The sequence below is a fragment of the Bradyrhizobium sp. 35 genome, from assembly GCF_023073215.1.
Classification (GTDB): Bacteria; Pseudomonadota; Alphaproteobacteria; order Rhizobiales; family Xanthobacteraceae; genus Bradyrhizobium; species Bradyrhizobium canariense_D.
The window spans coordinates 1-11784 of the sequence record NZ_JADPJC010000145.1 but is presented as its reverse complement, the minus strand read 5'-3'; the positions used below and the strand labels follow the sequence as shown (position 1 = coordinate 11784).

Here is an 11784-nt window from a genome sequence, read left to right as displayed (position 1 = left end):
GTCGAGCGCCTGCGCGTCGCATTGCCGACGCTCCAGGCGCGGGCCGAGGACTGGCAACGCCGCGCAGGCCGCGTGGTGCTGACGAACTGCCAGTCCGATGACAGGCGCACGCGCCTGTGCGTCCGCATCGACCTGAGCGCGCCGCGGTTCGGCCCGCGTGGCGAGTACGCCGTGCTCGACGGCTACTGAGTGCGCAGCGGGCCGTTCGGAATGACGATCGGGTGCATGAGCCTACCGCATGGATGGCACTCGCCGTGACGGACCCGGTCCGGAATCGGAAGGTGGCCTTGCCCTCGCCCGACCCTGCCTCCCGGCAGCTCTTTGCGACGTTTCCGCTGGCCGCTGACCGCTCCAAGATTGCGCTTTCTGAGATCCTCTGTCCGTGGGCTCGAGTTTTTTGAAGGCACCCCCCCCGGTTCGGCCGCCCTTCGCGATCCAAGCCCGCCAAGCGGCATCCACGATGGTGATGCGGTTGGGATCATTGCGCCGGCCGAGAAGGCGGCGCTCCTCGACGTGGAGAAGCCCGGAACGGGCAGCCGTCCGGATCGCGTTGCGTGCCGTCGAGGCCGACACCCCGGCTCGCGCCGCGATGGCCGACACGCACAGTTCACATGCGCCGCGCGCCCGCACCTCGTCGGCGATGATCCGTAACGCGGCGAGTTCGCCAGTCGTGTGCCGGGCCGCGAGCGCCGGGGGCATTGGACCAGAGGCAGCCAAGGTCCGCCGTCGCTCTAGTGACCGAGCGCGATCCGGCGAGCGCTGATGGCGTTTCGGGGGGAAGATGGACGGTCGGCCCGGCGGGGCGTCGCTCCGCGGCCGGGAGCTAGCAGGCCTTCGCGGCGGCACGGGCGCGGCCGGGATGACCGTCCGCCCCTCGATCAGCGCCGACAGCGCCTCGGCCTCGGCCTCACTCACCTGGCCCGCCCCGAAGGCGCGCCACAGCAGCGCCGCCACCTCGGGCAGCGCGCCCCGGGGCGCAACCTCGACGGCGCGCCTAAGTTCTTCAGCGAACATGTCCCAGCCCTTGCGGGCCACGGCACAGCAGCGAGCATCGCCTTAGCGGGCGACACCCTTCCACAGAACGAGCAAGACCGTTGACGGGATTGGCGTCCCGTCTTGACCCCTAAGGGTGCTCGTGAGACTGTCGGGAGGTGTTTGATCCCCCGCCGGTCTCTATGAGATCGGTCCACGGCCTCTCAGGTTGGCGCCTGAGGGGCCGTTGCTTTTTCTACGTTGCCGTCGTGGCGGTTATCTCCTCGAACCGGCACGAGTCCGGCATTCGCCCACCATCCCCGTACCGACACAGGCAGTCAACACGGCTACGGTAAGCCCTCCCTCGACGGGGGTCTCGAAAGGGCGGTCAGATACCCTTTCGAAAGAGTTATGGACACACCCTCTCGTCCGTCTCATTCCGAGTGACCGAGGGGCTGTCATGAGCGAGGTGTCGAAGGGGGTTTCGTCCCGCATCATGACGTATGCGGAGATCGAGGAAGCATTCTCTCTGAAACCGGCTTCAGCTCGGCAGCTCGTGCGCCGACAGGGCTGGCGTAGGCTCCCCGGTAACGACGGTAGGACCCGGATAGAGATCCCTATCGAAGAGTTTGAGCGGGCTCTCAAGAGAGGTGTCGAAACCCCTCTCGATGAAAGCGAAATCGATGCTGAGCCTCCTGTCGAAGGCCCTCTCGAAAGGACCTTCGTTGCCTTCCTAACCGCCCATATCGAACGGCTCGAGCGGGCTCTCACAGAGGCGCAGCAAGCTCTGTCGCAGGCGGTAGCTGACAGGAGCGCCGAGACTGAGAAATCCGATCACTTAGTCGGGGAGGTCGCCGCTCTCGCTCGGCAACTCGCCCAGGTCGTTGAGGAGGCCGGGGGTCGCGAGCGCGAGCTGCAAGCGCGATTAGCATTGGCCGATGCCGCAGCGGCTCAATCACGGGTAGAGTTGAGTGCTTTGGAGAAGAGAGCCGAAGCGGAGACCGCCCAGGCCCGCGCCGAGCTGGAAGCCTGGAAAGCACGCCCATGGTGGCGTCGGCTCGCCGGCTGAACCGCAGTTGTGCACCAGTCCGGATCTGGGAGGCTGTAAGTTCGTAGATCGTCGTGGGTACGGGTGTCCGTCATGAACGAGAGATCGCGTCGCCCACCACAGGAGCCAGGGCGGCCGGGATCCTACTGCAAGCGGCGTGCGGTCTCTGGTACCGGCAGATCGCGGCGGGCGGCCTCGGGGGCTTCCTGGCGGTCCGTGACCCAGATTATCGCAGCGCGCTCGGCCGCGGTCACAACCCGCCCTGGGCCTGCTGCACGGGCTTCCGAGATCAGGGCCTCCAGGGCCGATCTCAGCTCATCTGTGAAGGCGTCGTCGTTCACCCGGTTTGGACCTTTGGTATTTCGTCTACGCCAACTCGGGGTCATCGCAGAGGATGTTCGAAAACGTACGCTAAGCGCCCATACCTATGCAGATTGACAGCGCGGAGACGAACGTTCTCTCTCCGCCTCGTGTCCCGAGATCTCGCCTGCTTGCTTACCAGCATGAGCCGCTGCTGCACGCTAAGTTTTTAGGAAGCCAAGATCATAAATCATCGGTGCTAGCTTCGATGTCAGCGTCTCGTAGGTTGAGTCAAAGACAGCAAATTCGGTTTCGATTTTGTCTTTCTGTTCCTCGCGTCGACCAAGAGCGGATCGGATCTGATACCATCCAACATCGGGGCGATTGAGTTTGAGGCTTTGACGAACGCTATATACATCGGTGATGGAGAAATACGTTTGCCAAAGGATTTTACCTGCTCGTAAGACTGCGGAAGCCTCAACCGAAAACTTCTTTTTATGTAGGTATTGAACCATAAAATCTGATTCAAATCGGTCAGGTGCATTAACTTCAGCCTCGGTGAACGGAATAAAGTGATTGACCAGACTCCATTGGCGACCATTCCACTCCAATCCGTTCGCGCCAGCCGTCAGATTTTGTGTGCTGAACAACATCCAGACTAAGCAGTCCATCTTAAATTCTTCAGTAAGAGGCTCATCAGGCTGTAAGAACTGATCCCGATCATTGAGCCACGACGGCTTAACTAGACGCCGTACCGCAAACACAACTGCCGATTTCCAGAGATTTTCCTTGGTGACGAAAAAACCGCCTGCGCTACAGTACCCTGATGATAGCAAGGCGGTAAGATTTGCGTGTTGAACATCACCACCGGGCGCAATCATTCCGCCGATCGCTCCGTCTGCCCATTTAGTGCCACGCACATCTTTAATACTAGTCGTTGGCACGAGCGCGCCTTTCAAGGGCAGGGCGTCATCCTTATTAGACCTTGCCCGCTTAATCCAATTGCTCAGAAATCGCTCACTTGGTAGATTATAGAATTGCTTTTCGCCAATTGCTTCGCCTTTTTTATTAAGAACCTCCGCAACTATGTTTGTAATTGGTGTCTTCTTTTTTGCGGAATTATCGGTTTCCCAAATAAGGAAGCCAATAGGGAAATTCCCATTTAGACCATCGAATGCTTTGCTAGGCACCAAGAAACCGCCGAGATAAGATGCATTCCAAAACGACCTGAATGGCTCAAAATTTGGAGCATTTACATATTTCAAGGTACTGAACATAGCCAAGGTAGCGTTTGGTATCTCTTTGGCGATCCGCACTAGAAATTGCACGAATAGTTCGCGCGAAGCGTATCCAAAATCACTGATCGTTTTAGCAATCTGCGTCTTTGAAACGCTTTTTTTGCTCTCTGAATTTTTCCCACGAGAACTTGTGATGTTATCTATGTTTGCAGCTTCTGCATATGGCGGATTGATAAGTATCAGGATCTTTCGACCTTCGGCGATTGCCTGCCGCAGAGCGGGCGGCACTTTGTTGGTGAGGCTATAGTCAATTCTGCCATCAGCCGTAATGTCATCATTGAGATAATCATATTGAAACCGAGTGGCGGAAACGCAGGTTCTAGTAGCTTTCATAACATCGACGTCAGCTTGATCTAATGTACTCATAAAAACGTTTCGCGGGTTGGAATGCTTGGTTTCCAAGTTCCCAACGCCGCAGCACATGTCCCAAACTATGTAGTTCTTCTGCCAGTTCTTCCCAAGAACGTCGGCTAACTTATCGTAGGCTTTATCAACCACGTGGAGTGGAGTATAGAAAGCGCCCTTGAAGCTACGCTCGTCTAGCGGGATTAGGGAGTCGCGACGCTCTAATAAGTAATTGCGATACTCCTCATCTGGTGGGCGGTGATAAATTGACCAGAACTGACGGTAACCCTCACGATTACCTAGTTTATAAAGTTTACCGTCGAGGGAAAATACGGGCGCTTCTCCTTGATGGAGAAGTTCGGCCGGCAAGTTTTCATGAGTCGCCTTGGTTCCGTCATGCATGATGTCGGCGAAAAAGAGAAGGGCATATTTATCTACCGGAGCACCGCCGATTTCCCGACCGATCATCTCGACCCATTTATCGAAAACTTGCTTCAAATTATCTGGCGTGATCGAAATGCGGATAATATCGCCCTTTGTCAGAGCGGCTTTTACAGTACTGATGAATTCATCTTCGTGCGTCGCTATCCTGAACGAGACCATCCTTGTTCCAATGAACGCGGATACTTGGTCGAGCGCCTCCTTCGGGAATTTAGTAGCCGACTTGCCCCATTTTATCGTCTTCTTTTTCAAAAATGGAATAACATCAGCGGTCTTCATCAGAGCCGCCTTCTCAGTATCCATTACTGCCAGGAACGGTGGTAACTCGTCCCCTTTATTCAACCCATCCTGCACATAATGCAGAAGCTGGGTGAACATCTTATAACTTGAGTCCTTGCCGTGATGTTTAGCCTCGAACCACATTTCCTTCGTACGAATATCAATTAGCCCTTTGGTATATTTCTTCAAGCCTAACGCCTGAATGTAAACATCTTTGACGTCTTCCTCGCTGCGGACATCTTGTAGTTTTTTGTACAGAGACATTATGTTCCCGCTGGACCATGCCCGATGCACGGTAGACATCGCCGTTCGCATATGCCGTGGCAAGCGCTGTGGCAGCGTCGTGAATATCCTCACCCATGGGGTTCTCGTAGTCGAGGGCGGCGGAGACAACGCCTACTGGACACGCGTCCTCGTCACGTAGAAGGGGACCCAAAACTCAGTTCGAAACCACGAGGCGTAGGCCCTGGCGCGGGAGATACGCGCGCTCAACGTCGGCTTCGTTCGCAGCCAGAAGGCGCGCCAAGTCAGACAAGCTGTATCCAAGCTCGTTGCAGTGATACTTGATGATATCTCTAAGGCGCCAAGGTTCTTCTACCTGTATTTCGTATGGCTCACCCTCGTTGAAAGATTTATTATACTGAACATTCATGTTTTTGTACTGAGAATCAGTAATTAATTTTAGGTCGTAAGTTCTTTTAATCAAGCTTTTTATAGAGACCTTCCAGTACGCTTTCACTCTACCGAGAGCAGTAATCTTAGGAGATATCAAATATGATTTGATATCCGAGGCAGGCATGAGGAAAGCCGCAGCGAAGCGGTGCGCCTCCTCTTCCATCTTCTGATCGTCGTCAGGCACGGTGTGCATAACGATGTGTCCAAGCTCGTGCGCGAGCGAGAAACGGAAGCGGTCCCCGGCAACATCCTTGTTCATGAAGAAGAGCGGTGGCATGCCCTCCGAACGGAAGCTGATGCCGTCCAGAAGCTTGGTGTGGAAGCTCGTCATGATGACGATGCCGCCCGCCTGCTCAATCGTATCAACCACGCAGGCGACCGGCCCACGCGGCAGCATCCAGTACGCGCGCAGCCGCTCGGCGACCTTCTCTGGCGTGAGGCCGCTCTCGTCCAGGTCGATCTGAGGGATCGGCTTGGCGACTTCCAGGTCGTAGGAGCGCAAGAGCCTCGCCACGTGCTGACGCCGGATGTTGATGACCGCACCGATCCGCGCGAGTGGCTTCGCGCCGAGCTTCGTGCGCTTGCGGTAGTGAAAGGCGGGGAACCCGATCGCGCGCTCGCGCTGATGGAAGAAGGCTGTAGGGAAGCGGAGTGCCTTCGCGAGGTTGCCCAGCACCTCGTCGGAGGGTTGGCCGATCAGGCCGTGTTCGAGCTTCGAGATGAGCGCCTGCGTGACAGACGCCTCTCTCGCCAGATCAGCCTGGGTCATCTCGCGCGCCTCACGCGCGAGTCTCAGCATGTCAGCGTTGAAGACCGCGTCGGTCACTTAGCGTCCTCGTCTCGCACGCGCCGCCTCAAAGTCGGTCCGACCAGTGTCAGGGATCCGCTCCGGCGTGATGTCCACCCACGCAGCCTGGGCTTCCGTAGCGGTGACCTGCGCCGTCCAGATCACGTCCTTGCCGATCTGCCTGACAATCATCACCCGCTCGATCGCGGCCCCGGCGGCATCCATTTGGTAGCCCGCATACAGACGCACGGCCGCCTCGGGCAGATCGAGGAGGGGCATCTCGTCGTCATAATCCTGCTGTTGCAGGGTCTGGTAGTTAGCGTGTTGGCCTAACCCGTTCACCTTCTTGACCCGGATCAGCGCCTGATCCCGGTAGTTGAGCAGGTGAAGCCCCCGGCGATCCAGGAAGTTCACCCCAGGCGTGCCGTCGAAGCGGTCCATCAGCGCTCGTTCGGCGTGGTCGTAGATGCAGCACGCGGCAGCGCGATCACTGTGCTGCGCACGAACCGCATCCGAGTACCCGTCACCGTTGTAGGTGGCGACCGCCTCGTACAAGGCGTCGTGGATGCCGAGCAGCAGGGGCTCGATGATCGCCATCTGGCGCGACTGGTCTTCTTCCACGTCCATAAGGCCCTCTCCATCCGGCAGCACGTCGCGCCCTTGGAAGGATATGGCGGAAAATATAACCGTTTCAATAACCGAGCCGCAACTCCTTGTCGGGCCTTACGCTTTGGACTCCTGGGCGTCCCAGACGAGAGCCCTGGAAGCGCTACAATCCGATCTCGACAGCGAGATTGTCGGCGAACAGGGCCCCCTCACGGACGTACCGGCGCAGGGTGCTGAGCGAGGCGTGACGGGTCTGGTGAGCGATCCGGATCTCGCCAACCCCGGCATGGGCGGCCGAGGTCGCGAACCCCGCCCGCATGGAGTGGCCCGCATAGGCCGCCGCGTCGAGCCCGGCGGCGCCAGCGCGGCGCTGGACGATCAGCGCGACGGCGTTGCCGGACAGCCGCCCGCCGAGGCGGCCGTGACGGTCGACGGCGCGGAACGCCGCCCCCTCGGCGATCCCGGTCGCGGCAAGCCACGCCGTGTAGGCGGCGGCCGGACACGTCGCCTGTCCCGTGCGCCCGACCGCGAGCACCGCGCCGCGACCCTCGGCGTCGGTCTTGCTGCGCCGGATCGTGACCCGCAGGCCCTCGGGCAGGACGGCGATGTCGGCCACGTCGAGGGCGGCCAGCTCGGAGCGCCGCAACGCGGCGGCGGTGCCGACCAGGAGCAGGGCGCGGTCGCGCCGGTCGGCGAGGCCGTCGCCGAGCCCGGCGAGCACCTGCTTCAGGCGCGGCACGGTCAGGGCCTCGGCGCGGCGCTGGGCGGAGCCGCGCTCGCGCCGGAGGCCCGCCAGCACGTCGGCCACGGCCGGGTGGCGCACGTCGAGGCCGAGCCCGGCCCGGCGGTGCCGGGCGGCGAGGCTGCTCACCCGCCGGGCGAGGGTCGCGAGCGACAGCCGGTCGGCGCAGTCGGCGAGGTAGAGCCCGACCACGGCCGGGGCGGCGGGCAGCGGTTCGAGGCCGCGGGCGGCGCACCACCCCGCGAATTCCCGCCAGTCGGCCTCGTAGGCGCGGAGCGTGTTAGCGGCGCGCGCCTGCCGAGCGAGTCCGGCGGCGCGGGCGGCGACCGCTTCCAAGTCGAGCGCGGGGCCGATTGCGGTCTCTGCGACAGGGGTAGGAAGGGTGGTCACGGGGAACCCACGTCGTTGGAGGTTTCGGTCGCCAGCAGGTTCTGGATGAGCGTTCGGTGCGTGTGGTTGATTGAGAGGGTCCAGTCGATCTCGCACAGGAGGCGCTCGGCGCAGGTCCGCGCCTTCGTGCCGGGGTCGAGGCCGTGGAGGAGGTGAACTTGCCGTTCGCGCCGCCGCTCAGTCTCGGCGATCTCCCGATCTGCGTCCGCGAGCGCGTCATCGAGGAGCGATGAGGCCGGGACGGGCGCGACGGTCATCCCTGACCCCTCAGGTCCTGGAGCTGGAGTCGGGCCTCAAGGACAAGGCGTAGTTTCGCGTCGGCGAGATCGAGCAGATCCTGGGCGCTCGCCGGGAGGTCGGGGCGTTCCAGGGCCTCCTTCAGCACCCGCTGTTCCTGACGCAGGCCGTCCAGGGTGCGCATGTCCTCCGACATCAGCCGGTCCTGCTCGGCGGTGTCGGCCCCATCCCGGATTAGGGCGAGGAGCCCAGCAGTCCGCGCGGCCGAGCGCATCTCGATCGCGGCGATCTCCCGGCGCACGTCCCGGAGCATCTGCTCCAACAGCGCCACCATGACCGACTCCGTCTTGACCTCCGATAAGCGTCATTATCACAGCCCAGAAGACGCCACCCCGCGGCTGCCCACACCCTAGGCAGCTCCTTCACGAAACTGTGAATTGCCGCCAATTCGGGCTTTGGCGAGCCGCCAAATTCCATTAGGTTACTTTTAAGAATGTATTCACATGTGGCCAGTGAAGTCCATCGACTTCACTGGGGTGGCGAATGCCCCTCCACATGTGACGGGTCTCTCCCGTCTTTATGATGTCGTTCTTGCTCCTTGTAGCAGTATTTCTCAGCTTTTTCAAGATACTGTCTGCCGGTCCGGCCCACTTATCCAATGGTCTCCGCTCTGTACTTTCGGCAAAGAGCGATATTCATAGACGGCCTCGCAACTGGAAATGCCGGGGCCTCACATGTCCAACTCCAATCAGAACGAAGACCGCAAAGATCAGAATGCCTCCGCTGCGCCGGAAGCTTCAAACCCGCTGCGCCCTCATGATTGTCGATATCTCGTACAGGTCAGGAGAGCCGGTCACCTTTCATGGGAGTGCCGCAAGGAGAATGCCCTTCTTCTGAGTACCGCGACGTACGTTGCGGGCGTCCCCGTTCCGGAAGACGTGCGGATCGAACTCTGGGAATGCGAGATCGAGGATTTCGAGATCGATACCTGGGACCGCGTGCGGCTCCTCAAGCGTGACAACAAGGAAATCACGCCCGAGGACGAACGCGCGTTTGAGCGGATCCGGGTGCGCGTTGACCGGTGTCTGACCTGTCGGTGCAAGGTCCCACCGAACGTCGATGACGGGCCGAATTTCGACCGTACCATCGGCGATCTCATCATCGACGCGCGCGCCAAGAAAGACGCGGAGGCCAAGCCCGCTCCCGTCGTTCCTCAGCCGGCTCCGGCTCCGGTGCCGCCGAACCTCACCCCGAAGGCCGAACAGAAGCGCAAGCCCAAGTCCCGCAAGCCGGTTCGGAACGATGGGTGGGGCAGGGACTAGCGCGCCGGCCCGTGGATCGGCCGCTCAGCGGCCGATCCCACGTCCACGATCTCGCCGCATCACGGCGCGGACCCTCAGTAACTCCTGTTCGATACGATGGCGCTCAATCTCCTCTCGACGCAGGTCGCGCTCACGTGCCGAGGCCTGCTCACCATCTCCCAAAGCCAAGCGCCGCTCAGCTTGTTCGTGCCTCAACGCGCGCTGTCGTTCCTGTGCCTTGATGCGCTCATCGGGAGTCAGGCGCTCCCCTTCGCCGCGTGCCAAGCGACCCACCGACACCGCGAGGTTGGTATCCCGCAGCGAGGCCATGGCACCTTCGCTCAAGCTTTGACGCAGGCGGTCGCCGAGTTGCAACCGAAACTGCGCGGCCTTTCGGAGCAGCGTGCGCAGGGTCGCGGTCAGCGTTTGTCGGCGGGCACGCTCAATCCGGAGCGCGTCTACGGCCTCGCCTTGGTCGGTCTGAATGCCAGCGCGGGTTCGGAGGTGGTGTCCCCGCCCGAGCTTCGGCTCCGGCTTCCGATCAAGCACGAAAACCGCTGCGTCGGCTTCGTCCGCCTTCTCCGTGTCACCGCTGGCGCGCGCATCGGCAGCCTCAGCCTTGGCGTCCTCGCATTGTGCCGCGAGCGAGAGGTGGCTGACCCGCGTCGGCGCTCCGGCACGCTCGAGCGCTTCGTTCAGATGCGAAGCCCACGCTTCACGGAGATGCAACAGGGTGTCTCGAGCGTCGAGAGCTTTTTCCTTGCCTTCGAACCCATCGGGACCGACGCGACGAGTCGAGATCAGCACGTGAGCGTGCGGATTGCCGCCGTCCGGATCGTCTTTTCCCGTCCGTCCGTCGTGGTGCGCGATGTCCGCGACAAGACCGAGCGCGACAATCTCCCGCTCGACGAACGCGCGGACCAGCCGGACGCGATCCTCGACGCTCAGCTCGCGCGGCAACGAGAGTACGGCCTCTTTCGCGAGCCTACTGTCGACCCGGCGTTCGCTCGCCTCCACCATCTGCCAGAGCTTCTGGCGATCCGTGCGAGCCCATGCCGGTGCGCTTGGGGGAGCGAGGAGTTCGCGCGACGAGACGCCCTTGCGCCGCCTGTAGTCGAAGACTTGGCCGCGGCGGGCGCAGACCATCCGGGTGCCGGAGCGATAGGCGGCTGCGGCGACGGCCGAACGCCCGCCGGAGCGGCCGATCACCTTCAGCTCGAAGCGGTACAGCGCCATCCCGTCACCGCGCCCTGTGCGCACATACGTGGTCCAGCGGCCCGACGCTGGCTCGGTTTCAGGGTGAGGAACCCTGACGTCCGGCGCCTAAGCGCCGGACTGGGGGGAAGCCGTCCGGCGGGGCGCAGCCCCTGAGGACCGCGGGTGTCGGACGCAGTCCGAGACGTAACCGCGCCCTTCGGGACTCAACCCTAGCTTTGCCCGCCCCTCGAATGCAACTCTCAAAAAGCGAGCTTCGAACATGGACACGACCGAGACCAAGCCGAAGCGCATCAAGCGCACCCCGGAACAGAGGCTGACGGCGCTTGCCGCTGAGACCGCACGTGTGGAGGCAGAAATCCAAGCCAGGGATGAACGGGAGGCGAAGGTCGTCGGCGCTGTTGTGATCCGATGGGCCTACGACAGCCCTGCCAATGCCAAGCAGCTGGTCTCGATCATCGACAACGACGGTCTTCCGGATGTGGACCTCCGAAGGGTCACCGACCTTCTCGGCCGCCTGCACATCTTCTCCATGAGACAGGATCCTGTTCCGCCCACCGAGACGGAGCACTCGTAGGACCCTGCCGACAATGGACGGCGCGAACTCAACCGACCCCGTCATTGAGTTGCTCGACACGCTCAAGGCAGTCCGCCGCGACGTGGACCGACTCGGGCAGGACATGCAGGGGACGCTCAAGGCCGCACAGGCGGCCGAGATGGCGGCTGCAAAACCTCGTACCCTCACCCTCGACGTGTCGGCCCTCGGGCCGGCCTTCGGAACGCTGTCCGACCGCGTCGCGTCGTTGGACACGACGGTCTCCGCGCTCGGGGCCGACCGACTGCGCAGCGAGGTCGTGGCCGCGCTGCACGACGCGCGCGGTGAGATCGACGCAGCGACGCACGGGGTTCGACAGGCAACGGCTCGGCTGACACTTCGCCTCACCGCAGTTCTGAGCCTCGTCGTGCTGGGCGCCACCGGCGCACAGTTTGCCGGCGTCGCCGCGTCTACCTTCTGGGGTCAGGCGGAACGCGCCCGCCTCGCCGCCGAAGTCGAGCGCCTGCGCGTCGCATTGCCGACGCTCCAGGCGCGGGCCGAGGACTGGCAACGCCGCGCAGGCCGCGTGGTGCTGACGAACTGCCAGTCCGAT

The 11784-nt window shown here is 61.7% G+C and carries 12 protein-coding genes; 5 read left to right on the top strand and 7 right to left on the bottom strand.

The window, feature by feature from the left end; all coding sequences use genetic code 11:
• A partial coding sequence (locus IVB36_RS31440; RefSeq protein ID WP_247394166.1) for a hypothetical protein occupies window positions 1-189 on the top strand: 189 nt, incomplete at its 5' end.
• A gap of 1243 nt (window positions 190-1432) precedes the next feature.
• The gene (locus IVB36_RS31435) at window positions 1433-2041 is read left to right on the top strand and encodes a hypothetical protein (RefSeq protein WP_247299906.1); all 609 of its coding nucleotides are present in this window, start codon (window positions 1433-1435) and stop codon (window positions 2039-2041) included.
• Between the two features lie 500 nt (window positions 2042-2541).
• Here IVB36_RS31435 and IVB36_RS31430 read toward each other — a convergent pair whose 3' ends face one another.
• The 6 genes from IVB36_RS31430 to IVB36_RS31405 form a co-directional block, all read right to left on the bottom strand.
• Window positions 2542-4947, bottom strand: a complete 2406-nt coding sequence (locus tag IVB36_RS31430; protein WP_247299909.1) for a hypothetical protein — start codon at window positions 4945-4947, stop codon at window positions 2542-2544.
• Window positions 4948-5122: 175 nt separating this feature from the next.
• Window positions 5123-6184: an XRE family transcriptional regulator gene (locus IVB36_RS31425; protein WP_247299911.1), complete on the bottom strand. Its 1062-nt coding sequence runs from the start codon at window positions 6182-6184 to the stop codon at window positions 5123-5125.
• A complete protein-coding gene (locus IVB36_RS31420; RefSeq protein ID WP_247299914.1) occupies window positions 6185-6772 on the bottom strand; it encodes a hypothetical protein in 588 nt (195 codons plus the stop codon).
• 142 nt (window positions 6773-6914) lie between these two features.
• A complete protein-coding gene (locus IVB36_RS31415; RefSeq protein ID WP_247330373.1) occupies window positions 6915-7883 on the bottom strand; it encodes a tyrosine-type recombinase/integrase in 969 nt (322 codons plus the stop codon).
• Window positions 7880-8140, bottom strand: coding sequence for a hypothetical protein (locus IVB36_RS31410; RefSeq protein WP_247299890.1), 261 nt, complete (start codon window positions 8138-8140; stop codon window positions 7880-7882). Before IVB36_RS31410 ends, IVB36_RS31415 begins: the two co-directional genes overlap by 4 nt.
• A complete protein-coding gene (locus tag IVB36_RS31405; RefSeq protein ID WP_247299892.1) occupies window positions 8137-8454 on the bottom strand; it encodes a hypothetical protein in 318 nt (105 codons plus the stop codon). Before IVB36_RS31405 ends, IVB36_RS31410 begins: the two co-directional genes overlap by 4 nt.
• A 604-nt stretch (window positions 8455-9058) precedes the next feature.
• Here IVB36_RS31405 and IVB36_RS31400 point away from each other — a divergent pair.
• Complete coding sequence (locus IVB36_RS31400; RefSeq protein ID WP_247330370.1) at window positions 9059-9442, top strand: hypothetical protein; 384 nt, start codon at window positions 9059-9061, stop codon at window positions 9440-9442.
• A 24-nt stretch (window positions 9443-9466) separates the two neighbouring features.
• Here the strand turns inward: IVB36_RS31400 and mobQ are convergent, their stop codons facing one another.
• Window positions 9467-10657 (bottom strand): MobQ family relaxase, encoded by a 1191-nt coding sequence (gene mobQ / locus IVB36_RS31395; RefSeq protein WP_247299895.1) that lies wholly within the window; start codon window positions 10655-10657, stop codon window positions 9467-9469.
• Between the two features lie 241 nt (window positions 10658-10898).
• On the opposite strand from mobQ, the gene IVB36_RS31390 reads away from it, so the two are divergent.
• The gene (locus IVB36_RS31390) at window positions 10899-11213 is read left to right on the top strand and encodes a hypothetical protein (RefSeq protein WP_247299899.1); all 315 of its coding nucleotides are present in this window, start codon (window positions 10899-10901) and stop codon (window positions 11211-11213) included.
• Window positions 11214-11226: 13 nt separating this feature from the next.
• A partial coding sequence (locus tag IVB36_RS31385; RefSeq protein ID WP_247394164.1) for a hypothetical protein occupies window positions 11227-11784 on the top strand: 558 nt, incomplete at its 3' end.